Raw genomic sequence first — 22,339 nt, forward strand, 5'->3', positions numbered from 1 at the left:
TTTGTGAACCTAAAAATTTAAACATTATAAGTTTACATAATATAATTATAGTTGTTATAAATCAATAAACGTATATCTCAAATAATTTAAATTTTAAAAAAGCCACCAAAATCGCTAACGATTTTGATGACTATAATAAACACTATTTAGTTTAATGACGAATACGTAATGATAATTCTTCTAATTGCTTGTCAGAAACTTCACCTGGTGCGTCTGTTAGTAAGCATGTTGCAGACGCAGTTTTAGGGAATGCAATTGTATCACGTAAGTTTGTACGATTCGTTAATAACATAACTAAACGGTCTAAACCTAAAGCAATACCACCATGTGGCGGTGCACCATATTTAAATGCATCTAATAGGAAACCAAATTGTTCTCTTGCTTGTTCTTTAGTAAATCCTAGTACTTCGAACATTTTTTCTTGTAATTCACCATCAGCAATTCTGATTGAACCGCCACCTAATTCATAACCATTTAAGACAATATCATATGCATTCGCTTGTGCATTTTCAGGCTCTGAATCTAATTTGCTAATATCCTCTTGTTTAGGAGATGTAAATGGATGATGCGCTGCAACATAACGTTTAGCATCTTCATCGTATTCTAGTAATGGCCAATCTGTTACCCATAGGAAATTAAGTTTTGTTTCATCAATTAGATTTAGCTCTTTAGCAATTTTAATACGTAAAGCGCCTAAACTTTGAGCTACTACATTTGGCTTATCAGCAACAAACATTACTAAGTCTCCTGGTTCAGCTTGTGTAAGTTCTTTTAATGTTGATACATTCGCATCTTCAAAGAAACGCGCAATAGGACCACTTAATCCTTCCTCAACAACTTTCACCCATGCGAGCCCTTTTGCACCATAAATATTAACAAACTCTGTTAATGCATCCATATCTTTACGAGTATAGTTATCAGCAGCACCTTTTGCTACTATTGCTTTTACTTCACCATTATTTTCAACAGTATCTTTAAATACTTTAAAGTCCATTTCTCGACCTAATTGTGATACATCTTTAAGTTCCATGTCAAAACGTGTATCTGGCTTATCTGAGCCATAACGTCTCATTGCTTCTTCGTAAGTCATTCTAGGGAAAGGACCTTGAACATCAATACCTTTAACATCTTTTACAACTTTACGTAACATCTCTTCACCCATCTCGATGATGTCTTCTTGATCAACGAAACTCATTTCAATATCGACTTGAGTGAATTCTGGCTGACGATCAGCACGTAAATCTTCATCTCGGAAACATTTAACGATTTGATAGTATTTATCAAAGCCACTAATCATTAATAATTGTTTAAACAATTGTGGTGATTGTGGTAAAGCATAAAATTCACCTTCATGTACACGAGAAGGTACTAAATAATCTCTCGCACCTTCTGGCGTAGATTTCGTTAAAACAGGCGTTTCGATATCGAAAAAGCCATTATTATCTAAATATTCGCGAATAGAACGTGTTGTTTGATGTCTCATTTTAAATGTTTGTGCTAACTCTGGACGTCTAAGATCTAAATAGCGATATTTTAAACGAATATTTTCATCGACATTTTGATTTTCTTCATTGATTGAAAATGGTGGTGTGTCTGATTTATTAATAATTGTAATTTTTGAAACTTGAACTTCTACCTGTCCCGTTTTAATTTTAGGATTTACAGTATCTTCATCTCTTTTAGTTACTGTACCTTCAACTTCAACGACATATTCAGATCTAACTGTCTCAGCAATACTCAATGCTTCCTCAGAGAAATCAGGATTAAATACAATTTGCACAATACCTTCACGGTCACGTAAGTCTACAAAGATTAAACCGCCTAAATCACGACGATTATGAACCCAACCTTTTAAAGTAACTTTTTGATCTAAAAGTTCTTCTGTAACCAAACCACAATATGTTGTTCTTTTACTCATTTATATTCTCCTTTTATAATCATTTATTTTTTGTTTTGAAAATAATTCACTAAGTTTGTTAACTTAATTGTTTCAGATTCACCAGTGGTCATGTCTTTAACGTCAATCGTTTCATTCTCGAGTTCTTGATCACCAATGACAACTGTATATTTAGCATTTAAACGATCGGCTTGTTTCATTTGGCCTTTTATTTTACGTTGCAAATAGTCTTTATCGGCTCTTACACCGGCTTTTCTCAATTGATTTAAAAGCTTAACACTATATCTTTCAGCTTCTTCGCCCATTGTAACAATAAATAAATCAAACTCATCCTCAACGTTAAGTTCAATACCTTCTTCTTCAAGTGCTAACAACAATCTTTCGATACTTAATGCGAAACCAATACCTGTTTGACTTGGTCCATCTAATAGTTCAAGTAATCCATTATAACGACCACCGCCACATAAAGTAGTTATAGCACCGTCATAATTAGGATTGTCCATCATTAATTCAAAAGCAGTGTGTGTATAATAATCAAGTCCACGTACAAGATTTGGATCTTCTACATATGAAATACCTAAACGATCCAAATGACTTTTGACCTCATTATAATAAGCTTTTGACTCTTCGTTTAAATAGTCAGTGATTCTCGGCGCATTTTTAACCGCTTCTTTATCTCTATCTATTTTACAATCCAATATTCTCATCGGATTAGTATGCAGTCTTGATTTACAATCATCACAAAACGTATCAATAACTGGTTCGAAATGACGAATAAGTGCTTCATTATATTCTTTACGTGAATCAGCATCACCAATACTATTGATAACTAATTTTAGATGTTTTAAGCCAAATGATTCATATATATGCATCACCATTGCTAAAACTTCGGCATCCATACTTGGATTTTCAGCACCAATTGCTTCAACACCAAATTGATTAAATTGACGATAACGCCCTTTTTGCTTACGTTCGTATCTAAACATTGGGCCATTATAGTATAATTTGACAGGTTGATTTGGTAACCCTTGCATTTTATTTTCAATATAAGAACGCACAACTGCTGCTGTTCCTTCTGGTCTTAATGTTATACTTCTATCACCTTTATCTTTGAACGTGTACATTTCTTTTTGTACGACATCTGTAGAATCGCCGACGCCACGAGCGAATAAATCTGTACTTTCAAAAATAGGTGTGCGTATTTCTTTATAATTGTATAATTTCATTAATTCGTCTAATTGGTTTTCTATATAGCGCCACTTACTAGACTCTTCAGGTAAGATGTCTTGTGTACCTCTAGGAATTCTAATCACACAATCACTCCTTCATTTTCTTTTTTAAACTCTCTTTAATAAAAAAAGCCCCTTATATAGTATAACTACTATACAAGGGACGAATCGCCGTGTTGCCACCCTAATTGTAACGAAGTCAATTTCTTAAACTAAGTTACCACTCAAAACGCGTAACGTACGTCAATCGGCTTAATCTATTAAAGCACCTGTTCTTGTGTTCAAAGTTATAAATTACTCAGTATAATCTTCCAGCCAAGGATTATATCTCTACACAATTATATGAATTGTTGTCTCTTTCATTTATACTTTCAAGAATCATATCGGTATTAATTATAAAGTTCAATAACTATGATAACGAGTTTATGTATAGTTTGCAAGCTTTAAGATGCAAAATATTGTTTTAATCCATCAACAACAGCTTCTTCTACAACTTGTCTATGGATTTGATCTCTGATCATTACTTCATCAGTTGGATTACTAATATAACCAAGCTCTAATAATACAGCTGGCTTATTCGTTTGTCTAAGTACTTGGAAGTTCTCTTGTCGTGTGCCCCTATTAGACAATAATGCTTTCTTTTGTATATTAGCATTCAACGTCTCTGCTAATGTTTCCTGATTATCTTTATACCAATAAACCGTTGCACCATTTGCATTAGGACTATCAAGAGAATCATTATGTATACTGATAAAAACATCACCATTCATTTTTCTATCATCTAGACTAACATAAGTATCATCTGATCTCGTTAACTTTACTGTTGCACCTGCTTTTTCAAGTGCACGCTTCAATTCTTTTGCAGTTTTCAAAGTATAATTCTTCTCTAAACTCTTTTTTGTAGTATTACTGGATGCACCTTGGTCATTGCCTCCATGTCCAGGGTCTAAGACAATGACCTTATTTTTCAAAGGGTTTTCATTCTTGTTAGCATCCGCTTCAATATTTAAGCTTGTATGCCATCCAGCTATCCATCCCTTTTCAGTGCCATCTCTACTTTCAACTTCTATCCATTTACCAGATTTACCTAATCTTGTGAATGTGTCGCCTTTATCGACATGATAAATCACAGGATAGGCGGCATTTGGACCAGTACGTAATTCAGCATCTTCAGAAACTGTAATTCTATTGCTTCCTTGATCACTATGATTCATAAGCATATATAATAAAATTAAAAATAATATAAATGCGCATACAACAACCAATGTTGTTAGATTTTTAAGATCATGTTTAGATAACCATGCATCTATTTTATTCATATTATTTTGCCATCCTGACTTTCATAAATAATCGTAACTGGACCATCATTTATAATTTCAACTTCCATGTCCGTGCCAAATTCACCAGTTTGCACTTCAACATCGTACGATCTTAAGGCAGTGTTAAATTTTTCATATAACACATTGGCTTCTTCAGGGTTCTTTGAATTTGAAAATCCAGGTCGATTACCCTTGCGGACGTCAGCATATAACGTAAATTGTGAAATAGATAAAATTTGACCATCCACCTGTTGAATATTTAAATTAAGTTTGCCATTATCATCTTCAAACAAACGTGCATTTATGATTTTTTTAGCAACTGCTTCTATGTCGGCTTCAGTTGTTTCCTTACCTATACCAACTAGCAAGCAATAACCTTTGTCTATTTCATTATGAATGCTGTCATTTGTAACTGCTGCTCTTTTTACTCTTTGTACAACTACTCTCATATTAATAGCACCTCATTAATTCCATACTCTACTTACAGTGTATACATCACTTAGTTGTTTAAGTTTCTCCACAACACGGAAGACATCATTAACGTTACGTACCATAACACTAATTGTGATAATTGCATTTTTATCTGTATCAGAACGTCCATTAATTTTGATAATACTTCCAACTGTAGAATTAACAGCTTGTATTACTTCATTTAATAAACCATTACGATCATAAGCACTTACCTCTAGGTCAACTTGGTATCGTTGTGTTGAATCTTTAGATTTAACCCATTCAACTGCGATTAATCGCTCTGTTTCATTTTTAACATTTGGACAATCCGTACGATGTACTTTAATGCCATGTCCCTTAGTGATATATCCTACAATATCATCTCCTGGGATTGGATTACAACATTTTGAGAGTTTGATTAATACGTTCTCAATACCTTCAACATAAACACCACTATCCGTAATGATATCTTCTTTGATTGGTAATGACTTAATCACTTCTTGTGCTTCGTTAAGTGCTTTTTGCTTGTCTTGTATCCGTTGTCTTTCCGTTAATTTATTCACAACTTGAAGTGCTGTTACACCACCAAAACCAACAGCAGCAAATAAATCGTCGTCATTAGCAAAATTATATTTTTCATTGACGACTTCAATATTTTTATCCGTTAAAATATCATCTACTCTAAAGCCTTGTTCCTTAATTTCAGCTTCAACCATAAATTTACCTTTTTCAATATTAGAGGAACGGTCTTGCTTTTTAAAGAATCCTTTAATTTTACTTTTAGCACTTGATGATTTAACTATTTTGAGCCAATCTCTACTTGGCCCATACGAATGCTTGCTGGTGCGAATTTCAATAATATCTCCAGTTTGTAGGACATAATCAATTGGGACAATTTTACCGTTTACTTTAGCACCAATCATTTTATTACCGACTTCACTATGAATGGCATAGGCGAAATCAATTGGAACAGCACCATAAGGTAATTCGATAACATCACTTGCAGGTGTAAACGCATATACTTTATCGCTTTGCAAATCATACTTCAATGATTCCATAAATTCTTGTGCATCAGATGAAGTATGGTCGGCTTCAGCTAATTCTTTTAACCAATTCAATTTATTTTGGAAATCTTGGTTCTTTTCATTGACGGTTTTACCCTCTTTATATGCCCAATGCGCAGCAACACCATGTTCTGCAATTTCATGCATTTCATACGTTCTAATTTGAATTTCCAATGGGTCTCCATTTGGTCCAACTACTGTTGTATGAAGCGATTGATACATATTTTGTTTAGGCATTGCAATATAATCTTTAAATCGTCCAGGCATTGGTTTCCATAACGTATGAACTAATCCTAATATTGCATAACAATCATTAATTGAATTAACTATTACGCGAATAGCTAATAAATCGAATATTTGATCAAACTGCTTTTTCTGTTTCATCATTTTACGATAAATACTATAAATATGTTTCGGTCTACCACTAATGTCACCAGTGATATCCATTTTCACCATTTCTGTTTGAATTTTATCTATAGCGTTTGCGATATATGCTTCTCTTTCGCTACGTTTCTTTTTCATTAAATTAACAATACGGAAATACTGAACACTATCTATGTATCGTAACGCAGTATCTTCTAATTCCCATTTAATTGTATTAATTCCTAAACGATGCGCTAATGGTGCATAAATTTCTAATGTTTCTTTAGAAATACGCACTTGTTTTTCTCGGGCCATCGCTTTTAATGTTCTCATATTGTGTAATCTATCTGCTAGTTTAACAAGTATGACTCGAACATCTTTTGCGATTGCAATAAATAATTTACGATGATTTTCTGCTTGTTGTTCTTCTTTAGAACGATATTTTACTTTTTTTAGTTTAGTTACGCCATCCACAATTCGTGCGATTTCCTCATTAAACATATCCTTCACATCATCAAATGTATATGGTGTATCCTCTATAACATCATGAAGAAATCCAGCAACAATCGTTGGACCATCTAAACGCATTTCTGTAAGTATGCCCGCTACTTGAATAGGATGCATGATATACGGAAGACCATTTTTACGAAACTGGCCTTGATGAGCTTCATAAGCGATATGGTAACTTTTTAAGACATATTGATAATCATCAGTTGATAAATATGATTTAGCTTTATTTAGCACCTCGTCAGCGCTATATGGATACTCGTTATTCAATATATGACACCCCAACTCATTTGTATTTCAAATACTCAACCAATATTCGAATTTTTGAAAATTAAGAAAACATACATTGTCCTTCTTTAATCCGAGTATATCATCTATTTCGATATAGAAATGCGAGTATTACTTTAATTTTATCAAATGTTAAAAGAACTATAAAAGCTTTAACAATTATATAAATAATAGTTCTATGATACTACAAGTTTTTAAATAAATAAATGGTGTTACACTAAAACAAAAACAAGTCGTTTATTTTAGTAACAAAAAGTGGGAATAAGATAGAATTCCTTTCGAATTCATTATCTCACTCCCACTTATTACGCAAGAATTAATCAACATGCGCAACGCTTATGTCGTACGCTAGTCAATTATTCATCGTATGAAATTAAGCTCATAACGTCATAATCTTTAATTTTTTCAATACCATTTAAATATTTAAGTTCAATAATAAATGCAATTCCAACAACGATACCGCCAAGCTTTTCAACTAATTTAATTGCAGCTTCAATCGTACCTCCAGTTGCTAACAAATCATCTGTGATAAGCACACGTTGACCTGGTTTAATTGCATCATTATGCATCGTTAAAACATTTGTTCCGTACTCTAAGTCATATTCGTAGCGAATGACCTCACGAGGTAACTTACCTTCTTTTCTAACTGGCGCAAAACCAATACCCATTGAATACGCTACTGGACATCCAATGATAAATCCTCTAGCTTCAGGACCTACAACAACATCTACATCTCTGTCTTTAGCATATTTTACAATTTGATCGGTAGCATAACCATAAGCTTCTCCATTATCCATGATTGTAGTTATATCTTTGAAACTTACTCCCGGTTTTGGCCAATCTTGCACTTCCGAAACATATTGCTTTAAATCCATTTATCTATTTCCTCCTATAATCTAACCCTTTTGTGATTTAATCCAAGTTTTTAGTTGCGTAAAATCATCATAAAGAAGAAGTTTCTCAACTTCCATTCTTGATTGTCTTAGTTGATAAACACGACTTGTTTCAATATTTTGTTTATTAGGATTATCTTTAATTTTAATTATACCATTTTCCTCTGTTACAAAACCTAACTCAAAAAATACTTTTAACATAAATTTTAAAATGTTAGGCTTTACATCTAGAAACTGACACAATAACATGCCTTCTTGTTCTAAATTTGTTTCTTTTTTAGTTATTAGTGCTTTATAACAGTTTTTGAATTGCGTCGTCGTCGGCATACCATCAAAATAGATTGATTGTTGATGTTGTAACACTAAATAAAGTTGAGAATAATTTAATTCTTCGAGACTCATTTTTAAACTCTCTAAATCAAGTGGTAAATCTCTTAAGACAACGACTTCATGGTCCCCATCTATTTTATCACCATAATAATAGTAATTATCATGTAATTTTTCTTTTTTAGGATGAATCAAGAATGCAATATTAGTATCACTAGGGTCCAAATTCAATTGTTTACGTTTACTTCGATAGTCTAATATTTGTTCATTATTTGTTGCAATATCTTGAATAATAAATTGTGGTGATTGATTACCATTCCATTCGTTGATTTGCAAATTACCCAGAAGATTAATTGGTTGACCAAGTTCTATTTGCGTAGCTAAATCACCATTTTGCCAAAATAAACTTTGCAGTTTCAATTGCCCAGTTATTAATTTTAAGTGGTTTTTATCTTTGCCAATGGCTTTAACATCTACAACTTCATTGTCATCTAATTCTAATAACGGTTTCTCAAAATCCGTACCAAATGGACTGAGTCTTTGAATATCACGAATATTGTTAATCGTAATATCATTCTCTTCTAATTTAACTGCGACACGTTTGTTTGGCTCTAATGACGTATGTTCTGATAATTGGTGCATCCATTCATTTAATCCTTGCTCTAACGACTCAATATAATCAATTTCCATTGTCATTCCAGCCGCCATATGGTGACCACCGAATTTTGAAATTAAATCTTGATGTGCACTTAAAATTTCAAACATAGATACTTGCTCTATACTTCGTGCTGACCCTTTAGCATGGTTTTGTTCTAAATCAATATTAAGCATCAAAGTCGGTAGTCCATAGGTTTCAACTATTCTAGATGCTACGATACCAAGGACACCTTCATGCCAATCTTCTTTAGCTAATAACAAAAATTGTTTGCCCTTGTTCACTTTATCCTCGGCTATGGCTAATGCTTCTTCAGTAATCTTAGCAACTATCTCTTTACGTTCAATATTAAAATGTTCAACTTGTTCCGCTAGAAATTCCGCTTCTTCTTCATCTTCTGTCATTAATAATTCTGCTGCTAACGAAGCATCTTCTAATCGGCCTACTGCATTTAGTCTGGGTCCTATAATGAAACCTATCGTTTCTTCGTTAATCGTGTCATTATAACCCGCTTGGTTAAGTAAAGCTTTAATTTGTATCGGACAGCTTTCGTTTAACAAAGCTAATCCTTGTTTTACAATCGAACGATTTTCGTCAGTCAATGAAACTAAATCTGCAATCGTTCCTATTGCAGCTAAGCCTATAAAATAATTAGGTGGATTATCCAATAATACTTGAGATAATTTATACGCCACACCAGCACCACACAAATAATGAAATGGATAGTCATATTCCGGGTGCATTGGGTGCACGATTGAATATGCTGAAGGTAACGTTCGACCAATTTCATGATGGTCAGTAACAATAACGTCAACGCCTAGTTCTTGTATCATTTCAATCTCTTTATGACCTTGTATACCATTATCGACAGTTATGATTAGGGATACACCTTCGTCATGTGCATTTCTAAATGCAAGTTCATTAGGTCCATAACCTTCTGTGAAGCGATTCGGAATATACCAACCTACCTCAGCACCTAATGTCTTTAACGTATTAACCAATATAGTCGTAGACGTGACACCATCAGCATCATAATCACCATATACTAAAATGCGTTCATTTTTATCTATAGCTTCATTAATTCGATTGACCGCTTTTTCCATATCACTTAATAACCAAGGTTCATGGTTGACGGCTGTTTGATTTAAAATCGCTTTAATAGACGCATCTTCAGTAATGGATTTACTTTCAAGTACTTTTTTTATAATAGGTGTTAATTGATATTTATTTGCTAATGTTTCATCTATGTATTGTGTTGGAGGTTCATATAGCCAATTATATTTTGATTTAATCATGTCATTATCCTCCCTTTTTCCAAAAGCAATTATACCGAAAATTGAGCTAAATAAAAAGTAATCAACGTTAAGTTATTAAAAGCAATAAAAAAGAGTAGAACGGAATTCTAATTGAATTCAACATTCTACTCTTATAATCTATACTAATATTTTTTCATCATTTGATTTTTTCTCTTTGTATACCGTTAACTTACCATTATCTGATTTCTTAAGTTGTCGTTTTTTCATAATACCCCATAATGGCACAGCGATAAATACTGAAGAGAACACACCAGAAACTAATCCGATTAATAGTGCTAATGAGAAGTTAAATAAACTTGATGCACCAAAAATTAAAATCGCTACTACGACCACAATAACAGTTAATACCGTATTGATAGAACGTGTCATTGTTTGACGTATAGATCGATTGACGATTTCATCGATTTGTTCAGGTTTAGTAATAACCTTAATTTTATGAAGGTTCTCCCTTACACGGTCGAATGTAACAATCGTATCATTAATTGAATAACCTACAATGGTTAGTACAGCTGCGATAAATGTAATATCAACTTCTAATCGGAATAAACTGAATAAAGCAACAATCATAAAGACGTCATGGAGCAATGCTAAAACAGATGATAATCCCATTCTCCATTCGAATCTTAGTGATACATAGATAATAATACCTATTGCAGCGTATATAAGTGCTTTCATTGCATTTTTAGCTAATTCTTGACCAATCATAGGTGATACAGTATTGACTGTTGGTTTATGACCATACTCGTCATTTACTTTTTTATTTAACTCTACGACTTTATTTTTAGATAAGTCTTTTTTGAATTGAACAGTCGCTTGTTTGTTGTCATTACCATTAATTTGAACTTGATCTGGTGATAATCCTAAATCTTTCATCGTACGTTCAACTTTAGGTTGTGATAGTTTCATATTAGAATCAATGTCTACTCTAGTACCTGCTGAAAAATCAATACCTAGGTTTAATTTGAAGATACTCAATATAACAATACCAACGATTAAGATTAAAATACTAAATCCAATTAATGGTTTTGCTAATTTTACAAAATTCCATTTTTCATATGAGGTTTTAAGATCATGAACATCTACGCCTTCATTAATATCATGTCGATCCTTCTTACTAACACCAAATAACCAGAATTTCTTCTTAAAGTAGTTAGAAGATACGAGTAATGATAATAAACCTCTTGATAAGAATACGGCTGTTACAAATATCATCAAGATACCTAAAAGTAACATTGTTGCGAAACCTTTAACTGAGCTTTCACCGAAGAAGAATAACACACCTGCTGCAATTACTGTTGTTAAGTTCGAGTCAAAGATAGTTAAGAATGAACTTTTATTTGCTTTAGAGTAAGCCTGTTTTAATGTCCTACCGATTCGCAATTCATCTTTTATCCGCTCATACATGATAATATTCGCATCTACCGCCATACCTACACCAAGCACAAGTGCCGCTAATCCCGGTAATGTAAGCACACCAGAAATAAAGTTAAATGCTACTAAAGTAAGGTAAATATATACTGTTAATGCGATAATAGCAACGATACCTGGAAGTCTGTAGAAGCCTACCATAAATAAGTATATAATTGCTACTCCAATTGCAGATGCAAATATAGTTTTATCAAGTGCGTCTTGACCAAATTGTGCACCTACTGAATTAGAGTAAATTTCTTTTAAGTCAACTGGTAAAGAACCTGCGTTAAGCAATTCTGCAATTTGTTTAGCACGTTCCACACCTTCTTGACCATGGAAGCCACCTGAAATTTCAACGCTATCAGAATTAATTGGTTGATCAACAGACGCTGCTGAAACGAACTTACGTTTGTCTTCAGGTTTTTCTAATTCTTTATGGTAGCTATCTCCTTTTTTAAAATCAAGCCAAACTACCATCATGTTTTCTTGTTTTTTTGAAATTTCTTCTGTTACTTTTTTAAATTTTGCGCGGTCTTTTAATTTAAACGTAACTGCCGGCTCATTTGTACCTTGCTTGAATTCTTGCTTAGCTGAGCCTTGTACAATATCTTTACCTGTTAATTTAACTTTGTCATTAGCATCACGAATCGTTAAATTAGCCTGAGAAGATAATATTTTACGTGCCTCATCAGGATCTTTTACACCTGCTAGTTGAACTCTGATACGATCTGGATCCTCAACTTGAATGTGAGGTTCAGAAACACCTAGCACGTTGACACGGTTTTCCAAAGTTCTAGCAGTAGATTGCAAGGCTTTTTCATCGATTTTTTTATCCCCATCAAGTGGTTTAACTTGATAAAGCACTTCGAATCCACCTTGTAAATCTAGTCCGAGATTTACATTTTTAACTACATTTTTGTAAGTCATCCCCATTCCAACAAATAGAACGGCTACGATTAGTATGAATGCAATTATCCTACTAAATTTCTTCACATGAACACCTCATTGTTTACTTATGTACTAAGAATAATCTTTTAATAAACCATGTGCAAGTTAATAAAAAATTACATAGTTATTACATGACCTATCTATATTAACATACCACATCTATTAGTGAAATTAAGATCATTGCACCTAACCCTTTAAAACTGAAAAAACTGTCAACAAAGATCATCTCTGTCGACAGTTTTAGATAATTCATTTCTTATCTCCCTTAATATTAAGAAGGGTCTACTTGTTTAATCGCTGGTTTTTCGAAAGTCATTTCAGTACCATGACCATTAACTGTAATAACAACTGTAGTTTCATCCACAGCTTTAACAGTTCCTTTTAAACCACCAATTGTAGTAATACGTTGACCTGATTCAATTCGACTAATCATTTCACGATGCTCTTTCGCACGTTTTTGTTGAGGTCGAATTAAAAAGAAATAAAATACTATAATTAAAATTATAGGTAAAATTAACGCTGAAACGTTCATTATGTTGTCTCCTTATTTAGAAATTTTTAGGGTTCTCTACATTAAGCCCATATTGTTCAAAGAATTCATCTTTAAAATCTAAAAGACGATCTTCTCGAATCGCTTGTCTAATATCTTCCATCATTTTTAGCAGAAAATGTAAATTATGAATAGTAGTAAGACGGATACCGAAAGTTTCTTCAGCTTTAATCAGATGTCTGATATAAGCGCGTGAATAATTCTTACATGTGTAGCAATCACAATTTTCATCTAGTGGTTTAAAATCGTTGGCATATTTAGCATTCTTAATCACTAATCTTCCGTTCGATGTCATACATGTACCATTTCTAGCGATACGCGTCGGTAAAACACAGTCAAACATATCCATTCCACGTATACTACACTCAATTAACGCATCTGGAGACCCTACACCCATAAGGTAACGTGGTTTATCTTCTGGCATATATTGCACAGTATGTTCAACCATTTCGTACATTACTGGTTTGGGTTCACCTACAGATAAGCCACCGATTGCATATCCAGGGAAATCTAGTGCAACTAATTCTTTCGCACTTTGTTCTCTTAAATCTTTGTATTCTCCACCTTGGATAATACCAAAGAGCGCTTGATCATCAGGACGCTTATGCGCTTTTAAGCAACGTTCAGCCCATCGTGTCGTACGTTCAATTGAGTCTTTTACATATTTATATTCTGAAGGCATAGGTGGACATTCATCGAACGCCATCATAATATCTGAACCTAAATCATTTTGAATCTCCATCGATTTCTCAGGACTTAAAAATAATTTCGATCCATTCGTATGATGTCTAAACTCAACGCCTTCTTCACTGATCTTACGAAGATTACTTAAACTAAATACTTGGAAACCACCTGAGTCAGTAAGAATTGGGCCATCCCAATTCATAAACTTATGTAGACCCCCAGCTTGTTTGATAATATCATTTCCAGGTTGTAACCACAAATGATACGTATTTCCAAGTATAATTTTAGCTTCAATTTGGCGTAATTCTTCAGGACTCATTGTTTTAACGGTTGCTTTTGTACCTACTGGCATAAACATCGGCGTTTCAAAAGAACCATGTGGTGTGTGAACAATACCTAAGCGTGCGCCTGATTGTTTACAAGTCTTTATATGTTCATAAGTTACTGCTGGCATATTTAATACCTCTCATTCATTAAATAATTAACATCGCATCACCGAAACTGAAGAATCTATATTCCAAGTTAACAGCTTCTTTATATGCGTTTAAAATGTTTTCTCGACTACTAAATGCGGAAACAAGCATGACAAGCGTTGATTTAGGTAAATGGAAATTAGTAATCAAACCATCTATCGCTTTGTACGTAAATCCTGGATAGATAAAAATATCAGTCCAGCCACTGACAGCTACAAATTCACTATAATCTCTACGAATCGTCTCTAAGGTTCTAGTAGATGTTGTACCTACAGAAATGATTCTGTGGCCTTCTTTTTTAGTTTGATTTAATAAGTCCGCTGTTTCTTGTGTCATTTGGTAATATTCACTGTGCATTTCATGGTCATTGATGTCTTCAACACTCACAGGTCTAAATGTACCTAATCCAACATGTAAGGTTATAAATGCAATATTTATTCCTTTAGCTCTAATATCATCTAACAATTCATCTGTAAAATGTAGCCCAGCTGTTGGCGCTGCTGCTGAGCCGCTTTCTTTGGCATATACAGTTTGATAACGATCAGGATCATCTAAACGTTCTTTAATATATGGCGGTAGTGGCATTTCACCAAGTTCATTCAATCTTTCTTCTAATATTCCTTCATAATGTAAACGCATGATACGTCCACCTTGATCTAATTCTTTGATGCATTCAGCTACAATCTTACCGTCTCCGAAAGATAATTTATTACCCACTTTAATTCGTTTTGCAGGTTTAAGTAATACTTCCCAATCGTTATCCTCAATTCGGGTAAGCATTAGCATTTCAACTTTTGCGCCAGTTTCTTCTTTCAAACCAAATAATCGTGCAGGCATAACACGCGTATCATTTAAGACAAGCGTATCACCAGCTTCTAAATAATCAATCACATCCTTGAAATGTTTATGTGTGATGTGACCATCTTTTCTACCTAACACCAATAATTTACTTTGGTCTCTATCTTTCAAAGGGGTCTGAGCAATTAATGATTCAGGCAAGTCATAATCAAATTCCTCAACATTCATTTTTATTCCCTCATTTATTAAAATTTTTGAAATGTTCATACGCATATGCAGTGGCTTTTCTACCTCTAGGTGTACGTTCTATAAAGCCTTTTTGAATTAAAAAAGGCTCGTAGACATCCTCAATGGTTACACGTTCTTCGCCTATAGATACCGCTATTGTATCCAGTCCTACAGGTCCTCCATTGTATTGATTTATAATACATCTCATCATTTTATGATCAATATAATCTAAACCTTCTGCATCTACTTGTAGTAATTGTAAAGCTTGTTTCGTTGTTTCAATATAAATTTGTTCATCTTCATTAACTTGTTGAAAGTCTCTGACACGTTTTAATAAACGATTGGCAACACGTGGTGTACCTCGCGAACGTTTCGCTAATTCAGTCGCACTTTCATCGTCAATTTTAGTATTTAAAACTTCTGCTGTACGGATAATGATTTCTTTTAAATCATTTTCGTTATAATATTCCAATCTTAGATGAACACCAAATCTATCTCTCAATGGGCCTGTTAAACTTCCAGCTCGTGTAGTTGCACCAACTAACGTAAATGGAGGTAAGTCTATTCTAATACTTCTCGCCTCGTCACCTTTACCAATAATAATATCAATGAAGAAATCTTCCATTGCAGAATATAACACTTCTTCTACAGTACTACTTAAACGGTGAATTTCGTCGATAAATAATACATCGCCAGGTTGTAAGCCAGAAAGTATCGCAGCTAGGTCACCAGGTCTATCTAATGATGGTCCTGAAACAGTTCTGATATTAACATCCATTTCATTTGCAATAATATTAGATAGTGTTGTTTTACCAAGTCCTGGTGGTCCGAATAAAAGTACATGATCTAATGGTTCTTCACGAAGTTTAGCCGCTTTAATGAATACTTCGAGATTATTCTTAATTGAAGATTGTCCTATATACTGTTTTAATCTTGTTGGTCTAAGTGACAGCTCGAAAGACGTTTCTTCATTATGCAAAGATTGATCAACCATTCTGTCATCCATATTTTCTCCCCCAGTTACATTAGTTAATGTTTCGTCTCTGCTTTTAAAAAATCAAGATACCAGTGTTTTTAAGCCGAGTTTCACTGCTTCATCAACTGAATCAAATGATGATTTGTTCAATACTTTTTCAACTTTAGCTATTTCACGTTTTGAATATCCTAAAGCTTCAAGCGCAAGTAAAGCTTCTTTCACTAGTTGCTCATTATTTGAACTATTTTCATTGATACTGAGTAGTGATTCAGTTGTTTCTGTTGTAATTTGTACTTTTCCTTTTAAATCAAGCACAATTTGACGCGCAGTTTTCTTCCCTATACCTGGAAACTTCGTTAAATAAGCGTCATTTTCATTCTCAATGGCTAGTTTAACTTCATTTGGAGTGCTTGTCGCTAAAATTGCTAATGCAGATTTAGGGCCTATCCCTGTTACTTTAATCAAACTTAAAAACATATCTTTTTCTTCTTCATTGATGAAGCCATAAAGTAACTCTGCATCTTCTCTAACAATCAAAGAAGTATATATGACTACTTCTTGGTCCAAATATTTTTGAAAACGATAAGAATTAGGTGTTTGAATTTCGTACCCTACTCCATTCGATGTTTCAACAACTACGTGAGTTGGAAATAATTGTGTTAATTTCCCTTTAATATAAGCGTACATTATTAACCTTCCTTACATACTCATACTGATTAATTCGATTTTAGAAACATGATCAATATTTCGTAAAGCTTTAATTATTTCGTCAATTGAAATCGTAGTATTTTGGGCGCTTAAAGATAGCGTTATCGTAGCTTTCTCTTCCATAGGTACACTTTGATGAATTGTAAGTACAGATAATTGTAGTTTAGAAATAGTATTCAGTACTTGTGCTAGCATTCCTACAATGTCATTTACATAAAGGATGAGTGTAAATTCACGATGGTCTAGCATTTTCTCATCTACAGGAAATATGGTTTCTCTATATTTGTAAAATGCACTCCGGGAAAGATCGAATAATTTAACTGCTTCATAAATGGACAATTCCGGATTATTTTTTAAAGCATCTTTAATTTTTAATGTCTTAACCACTGATTCAGGTAAAACATCTTCTCGTATCAAATAAAACTTTTTATAATCTTTGTTGTCCACTGTTAGCACTCCTATTCTACAAATTCAAATTCTCCACCTAAAATTCTAACGATGTCTCCATTACTACAACCACGCTCTCTCAATGCATCATCAATACCCATTGAGCGCATTTGTCGAGCAAATCTTCTAACTGCAGGATCACTATTGAAGTCTGTCATTTTGAACATTCTTTCAATAGCATTACCACTGACAACATAAGCGCCATCATCATCTCGCGTAATAGTAAATTTATCTTGTGAAGGCGTATGTTTATAAAGTACGCGGTTAACACCTACTTCTTCGTCATTATCGACGCTGAAGTCAATATCTTTAACTTCATCCAATTTATCCGCTATCGCATATAACAATTGATCAATATTATCACGTGTAATCGTTGAGACAGGAATGATTACAACATCCTTATCTACTTCTTCTTTAAATAGCGTTAGATTGTCTTCTGCGTTAGGCATATCCATTTTGTTAGCTACAACGATTTGAGGTCTATCCTCTAATCTTTGCTTATAATTAACTAATTCCTTATTAATGATTTGATAATCTTCATATGGATCTCTGCCTTCTGATCCACTCATATCTATCATATGCACAATTACTTTTGTACGTTCAACATGTCTTAAAAATTGATGTCCTAATCCAACACCGTCGGAAGCACCTTCAATCAAACCTGGTAAATCAGCCATTACAAAACTTCTATTGTCTGGTGTTGAAACAACACCTAAATTCGGTTTAATCGTAGTGAAATGATAGGCACCAATTTTGGGTTTAGCTTTGGAAACGATTGATAACAACGTTGATTTTCCTACACTAGGGAATCCTACTAATCCAACATCAGCAAGTAATTTCAGTTCTAATGTAACATCTAATTCCTCACCAGGTTCACCATTTTCACTAAAATCAGGCGCCGGATTTCTAGGCGTTGCGAATCGAGAATTACCACGTCCGCCTCGTCCACCTCGAGCAACTATAGCGCGTTGGCCATCTTCAACTAAGTCTGCTAAAACTTCATCCGTTTCAACACTTTTTATTATCGTGCCAGGTGGTACTTTTAATACTAAATCTTCGGCACCTCTACCATGCATGTTACTACTTTGTCCATTTTCACCTTTTTTAGCTTTAAAGTGACGTTGATATCTAAAATCTAATAATGTTCTTAAACCTTCATCTACTTCAAAAACTACTGATGCGCCTTTACCACCGTCACCACCAGCAGGTCCACCAAATGGGACATACTTCTCTCTTCTATAAGCTGTGATACCATTACCACCATCACCGGCTTTAAGAGATATTGTAACTTGATCGACAAACATATATCTCACCTCTTTTACGATTTGTTCTTCAATGACAATATTATATCATTATCCATTAAAGTATAAAAAACTAACACAATAAAGTTAGTTAAATTCTATAAAAGCAAAATAAAACACCAGAAGCATTCACTTCTGGTGTTAACTAGACAAAATTATTCAGCTACTGCATAAACAGAAACTTGTTTTTTGTCACGACCTTTACGTTCGAAACGAACAACGCCGTCGATTTTAGCGAATAATGTATCATCGCCACCACGACCTACATTTTCACCAGGATAAATTTTAGTACCACGTTGACGGTATAAAATTGAACCGCCTGTAACGTATTGACCGTCAGCACGTTTAGCACCTAAACGTTTAGATTCAGAGTCACGACCGTTTTTAGTAGAACTTACCCCTTTTTTAGATGCGAAGAACTGTAAGTTTAATTTTAACATCGGGATACACCTCACTTGTAATTTAATCTGATATTTTCATTATATTCATCTTCAATCGTTTGTAAAGAAACTAACATCGCTTGAAGAATTAGTTGCGCTTGTTCATTGTTTGTATCTACACTTCTGATATGAAAATGACCTCCGTCATCTTCATAATCAATGTCTGGTTTCTCAGTCGTTAAACCTAGAATCGCATTAACACTTCCAAATATAACCGCTGATGCACCTGCACAAACAATATCATGACCATATTCACCATGATTAGCATGACCATCCATGATAACGTCAGTTACTTTTCCACTATCATTAATAGTAATATCAACCGTAATCATAGATTAAGCGTTGATTTTATCAATAGTTAATTTAGTGTATGGTTGACGATGGCCTTTTTTACGTTTAGAGTCTTTACGACGTTTGTACGTAAATACAGTGATTTTTTTACCGCGTCCTTGTTTATTAACTGTAGCAGTAACTGTAGCACCTTCAACAGTTGGCGCACCAACTTTAACTGAATCGCCACCTACAAATAAAACTTTATCAAATGTGAATGAGTCACCTTCATTAACATCTAATTTTTCAACGAAGATTTCTTGACCTTCTTCTACTTTAATTTGTTTACCGCCTGTTTCGATAATAGCAAACATACTTTGCACCTCCTATAATTATAAGTCACGCCATATATAGGTGACATCGAAATGTTCTTAAACCTATATTTGAGCGGTTGTATGTAGCTATAAAACTACTCAACTACTGCATCTTACCATTACTACATCTATGTGTCAATCTTGATTTTGTGTTTTTTTCATTAATTTCATAAATATAGGAAATAGAATCATTAACAATAAGATATTCATTATGACTGTTGGTATTAATCTCAATAAAATAAGATTAATGATATCAATATTTGCGAACCCAATCACACCATATATCATTGCTATATAAATCTCAAACACAATGATACTTGCAATACTTAGTACAAAAACCATAGTATAATCTCGATAAAAAACGTTAAGGAATTTATCGAAAATAACCACGAGTGCTAAGTAACCAAACATATATAAACCATATACACTACCGGTATAAACATCCGTTACAATTCCAAATAATACTGCAAAGATTAATCCTATACCGAAGCCACGATAAATTGTTAACAACAAAATGTATAATAACATTAAGTGTGGGATAAGATTAAACTCAAAATGACCAAAATGCATCGGTATCACAAGTCCAATGATGCTGTCGATGTAAAACAACACAACGCCAACAATTAAGTACCACATTACTCTCATCAATTGTCCCTGCTTTCATCCGTACCATTGTCAGGATCTTTTTTGGCAATATAAACGTGGCTAATATCTGATAAATTGGCACCCGTCTTAACGCTCACTTCTTTTGCTAATCCATACTCATCATTCTCAACTTTGGTAACTTCACCTATGTATAAATCACTTGGCAATTGATCGGCTAATCCGCTTGTAACAACTTTATCGCCTTTTGAAATCTTATCTTTATTATTAATATTTCCAATCACAAGTTCCTGATTCTTTTTATCGTAATGGTCAATTAAGCCAAACACATTTTTAGAATCATGTTGAATATTAACAGACAATTTACCTGTTCTTGTATTCGTTGATAATAAGTCTACTTGAGCTGAAAATTGGTTGACTTTCGTTACCCTTCCAACTAAACCTTCAGCGGTCATAACAGCCATATTAGATTTAACACCATCTTTTTTACCTTTATCGATAATAACTGTATTCATCCACTGATCTGCATTTCTAGCGATTACTGCACCAGAAATAGGATCATATTTAGAAATGTCAGTCATATCTAATTCTTTTTTTAAATCTTTATTTTCCGCTTCTAGCTTTTCATTTTTAGCCTCTAGCTGTTTCACTTTATTATTATCAGTTGTTTTATTTGAGCTAAAAAGATTATTAATCGCTCCAGTAACAAAATTGACAGGATAGCTCACGACTCTTTGTCCAAGAGAAACGGAATCCCCTACATATTGTTCAGGAGGTGATTGCGTCTGCGATTTTAATGACAAACCAATCAGTGCAATAAAAATAATAACCGCACAAAAAACAACAATTAATTTGTTATTTTTGAAAAACTTTTGCACTCATAACACCTCTATAAATTCTAATTTTAATCATCCTATATTATTTTATATTACTCGGAGTCTTAAATAAAGCACTAAGTTTATTCTATAGTATCATCTTAAAATAAAAAAGAGATTAGATAACTAGACTAATGCGAAACGTGTTACATAGCCTATATTATCTAATCTTACTCATCAAACTCATTTTGAAATTAATTTTACTTTTTGTCTTTATCTTTTTTATCATCATCACTATAAAGTTTTTCATCTTTTCTCCATTTCGCGAAAAGATTTTGCGCTTTAGCTTGTTCATTTGCTTGTTTTTCTTTAGATTGTTCAGACATTCATCACACCAACCTTCGAAATTTAGTTTATAACATAACCATAACGCAGAAAATAAGCGAGTTCAATTATGAAAACTTAATTAATATGCATCAAAAGGTCTTAATTCAATATATTGACCGAGCGCATTTAAATCTTGTTCCATTTCTATTTCAGTTCGATATACTTTAATATGATCACTACCAAATTTATAAATAATGAATTCATCATCACGTTGACCTGCTAAATAATTGTCATTATATCCCATTCTACCTAGACCAGAAACCGCCATAAACTCTTTTTTATCCAAATATTTAAATACATTTCTAGTTTGACTTGCTGGTATATTTTGTAAAATATCATTATCTTGGATTTCATAATGCTTACCATTAGCCGGAATATTTTGTGGACGATTCAAATTATTTGGTGCGTTACTGACTTGCTCATTATTAATAGGATGATTAATTGGATTCCAATCTTGATCTCTTAAAAATGGTGCGTATTTTAATGCAAAATATATAATACAAATAATAGCTATGACTGCAATGATATTTTTAATAATACTAAGTAAAAATCGCATTAAATACCCTCCAATAGTATTCCATATTATTATAAATGACCGTTGTCACAACATCATCAGTCT

General features: G+C 33.4%; 22 protein-coding genes and 1 other annotated feature. All 22 genes read right to left on the reverse strand.

The window, feature by feature from the left end; genetic code table 11:
* Positions 1-151 precede the first annotated feature (151 nt).
* The 22 genes from aspS to AK212_RS05310 all read right to left on the reverse strand — a co-directional run bounded on the left by aspS (position 152) and on the right by AK212_RS05310 (position 22,276).
* Positions 152-1,918: an aspartate--tRNA ligase gene (gene aspS / locus AK212_RS05210; RefSeq protein ID WP_053029563.1), complete on the reverse strand. Its 1,767-nt coding sequence runs from the start codon at positions 1,916-1,918 to the stop codon at positions 152-154.
* Between the two features lie 23 nt (positions 1,919-1,941).
* The gene (gene hisS, locus AK212_RS05215; protein WP_053029564.1) at positions 1,942-3,210 is read right to left on the reverse strand and encodes a histidine--tRNA ligase; all 1,269 of its coding nucleotides are present in this window, start codon (positions 3,208-3,210) and stop codon (positions 1,942-1,944) included.
* Between the two features lie 359 nt (positions 3,211-3,569).
* Entirely contained in the window at positions 3,570-4,445 is an 876-nt protein-coding gene (locus tag AK212_RS05220; protein WP_053029565.1) for an N-acetylmuramoyl-L-alanine amidase family protein, read from the reverse strand.
* Positions 4,442-4,894: a D-aminoacyl-tRNA deacylase gene (gene dtd, locus AK212_RS05225; protein WP_053029566.1), complete on the reverse strand. Its 453-nt coding sequence runs from the start codon at positions 4,892-4,894 to the stop codon at positions 4,442-4,444. Before dtd ends, AK212_RS05220 begins: the two co-directional genes overlap by 4 nt.
* Before the next feature lie 15 nt (positions 4,895-4,909).
* Positions 4,910-7,099: a RelA/SpoT family protein gene (locus AK212_RS05230; RefSeq protein ID WP_053029567.1), complete on the reverse strand. Its 2,190-nt coding sequence runs from the start codon at positions 7,097-7,099 to the stop codon at positions 4,910-4,912.
* 374 nt (positions 7,100-7,473) lie between these two features.
* Complete coding sequence (locus AK212_RS05235; RefSeq protein ID WP_053029568.1) at positions 7,474-7,992, reverse strand: adenine phosphoribosyltransferase; 519 nt, start codon at positions 7,990-7,992, stop codon at positions 7,474-7,476.
* A 21-nt stretch (positions 7,993-8,013) separates the two neighbouring features.
* The gene (gene recJ, locus AK212_RS05240; RefSeq protein WP_053029569.1) at positions 8,014-10,287 is read right to left on the reverse strand and encodes a single-stranded-DNA-specific exonuclease RecJ; all 2,274 of its coding nucleotides are present in this window, start codon (positions 10,285-10,287) and stop codon (positions 8,014-8,016) included.
* 138 nt (positions 10,288-10,425) lie between these two features.
* A complete protein-coding gene (secDF, locus tag AK212_RS05245; RefSeq protein WP_053029570.1) occupies positions 10,426-12,711 on the reverse strand; it encodes a protein translocase subunit SecDF in 2,286 nt (761 codons plus the stop codon).
* A gap of 226 nt (positions 12,712-12,937) precedes the next feature.
* On the reverse strand, positions 12,938-13,198 hold the full coding sequence (gene yajC, locus AK212_RS05250) for a preprotein translocase subunit YajC (protein ID WP_011275581.1): 261 nt from the start codon (positions 13,196-13,198) through the stop codon (positions 12,938-12,940).
* A gap of 16 nt (positions 13,199-13,214) precedes the next feature.
* Positions 13,215-14,354 carry a tRNA guanosine(34) transglycosylase Tgt gene (gene tgt / locus AK212_RS05255; RefSeq protein ID WP_053029571.1) on the reverse strand — a complete coding sequence of 380 codons (1,140 nt, stop codon included), beginning with the start codon at positions 14,352-14,354 and terminating at the stop codon, positions 13,215-13,217.
* 19 nt (positions 14,355-14,373) lie between these two features.
* Complete coding sequence (queA, locus tag AK212_RS05260; RefSeq protein WP_053029650.1) at positions 14,374-15,399, reverse strand: tRNA preQ1(34) S-adenosylmethionine ribosyltransferase-isomerase QueA; 1,026 nt, start codon at positions 15,397-15,399, stop codon at positions 14,374-14,376.
* A gap of 10 nt (positions 15,400-15,409) precedes the next feature.
* Positions 15,410-16,405, reverse strand: coding sequence for a Holliday junction branch migration DNA helicase RuvB (ruvB, locus tag AK212_RS05265; RefSeq protein ID WP_053029572.1), 996 nt, complete (start codon positions 16,403-16,405; stop codon positions 15,410-15,412).
* A 51-nt stretch (positions 16,406-16,456) separates the two neighbouring features.
* Complete coding sequence (ruvA, locus tag AK212_RS05270; RefSeq protein WP_053029573.1) at positions 16,457-17,062, reverse strand: Holliday junction branch migration protein RuvA; 606 nt, start codon at positions 17,060-17,062, stop codon at positions 16,457-16,459.
* A 12-nt stretch (positions 17,063-17,074) separates the two neighbouring features.
* On the reverse strand, positions 17,075-17,530 hold the full coding sequence (locus tag AK212_RS05275) for an ACT domain-containing protein (protein ID WP_053029574.1): 456 nt from the start codon (positions 17,528-17,530) through the stop codon (positions 17,075-17,077).
* A gap of 11 nt (positions 17,531-17,541) precedes the next feature.
* Entirely contained in the window at positions 17,542-18,834 is a 1,293-nt protein-coding gene (obgE, locus tag AK212_RS05280; protein ID WP_053029575.1) for a GTPase ObgE, read from the reverse strand.
* A 152-nt stretch (positions 18,835-18,986) separates the two neighbouring features.
* Positions 18,987-19,271: a 50S ribosomal protein L27 gene (gene rpmA / locus AK212_RS05285; protein ID WP_011275573.1), complete on the reverse strand. Its 285-nt coding sequence runs from the start codon at positions 19,269-19,271 to the stop codon at positions 18,987-18,989.
* A gap of 11 nt (positions 19,272-19,282) precedes the next feature.
* Complete coding sequence (locus AK212_RS05290; RefSeq protein WP_053029576.1) at positions 19,283-19,603, reverse strand: ribosomal-processing cysteine protease Prp; 321 nt, start codon at positions 19,601-19,603, stop codon at positions 19,283-19,285.
* Positions 19,604-19,606: 3 nt separating this feature from the next.
* The gene (rplU, locus tag AK212_RS05295) at positions 19,607-19,915 is read right to left on the reverse strand and encodes a 50S ribosomal protein L21 (protein WP_002448968.1); all 309 of its coding nucleotides are present in this window, start codon (positions 19,913-19,915) and stop codon (positions 19,607-19,609) included.
* A 13-nt stretch (positions 19,916-19,928) separates the two neighbouring features.
* Positions 19,929-20,004, reverse strand: a sequence feature (ribosomal protein L21 leader region).
* A 46-nt stretch (positions 20,005-20,050) separates the two neighbouring features.
* Positions 20,051-20,560 (reverse strand): rod shape-determining protein MreD, encoded by a 510-nt coding sequence (gene mreD, locus AK212_RS05300; protein WP_053029577.1) that lies wholly within the window; start codon positions 20,558-20,560, stop codon positions 20,051-20,053.
* Positions 20,560-21,396 (reverse strand): rod shape-determining protein MreC, encoded by an 837-nt coding sequence (gene mreC / locus AK212_RS05305; RefSeq protein WP_053029578.1) that lies wholly within the window; start codon positions 21,394-21,396, stop codon positions 20,560-20,562. Before mreC ends, mreD begins: the two co-directional genes overlap by 1 nt.
* 197 nt (positions 21,397-21,593) lie before the next feature.
* Positions 21,594-21,719 carry a hypothetical protein gene (locus AK212_RS13810; protein WP_107629785.1) on the reverse strand — a complete coding sequence of 42 codons (126 nt, stop codon included), beginning with the start codon at positions 21,717-21,719 and terminating at the stop codon, positions 21,594-21,596.
* An 80-nt stretch (positions 21,720-21,799) separates the two neighbouring features.
* On the reverse strand, positions 21,800-22,276 hold the full coding sequence (locus tag AK212_RS05310; protein WP_053029579.1) for a DUF4930 family protein: 477 nt from the start codon (positions 22,274-22,276) through the stop codon (positions 21,800-21,802).
* Between the last annotated feature and the right edge of the window lie 63 nt (positions 22,277-22,339).

Origin of the sequence: Staphylococcus borealis, assembly GCF_001224225.1 — a bacterium.
Taxonomy (GTDB): Bacteria; Bacillota; Bacilli; order Staphylococcales; family Staphylococcaceae; genus Staphylococcus; species Staphylococcus borealis.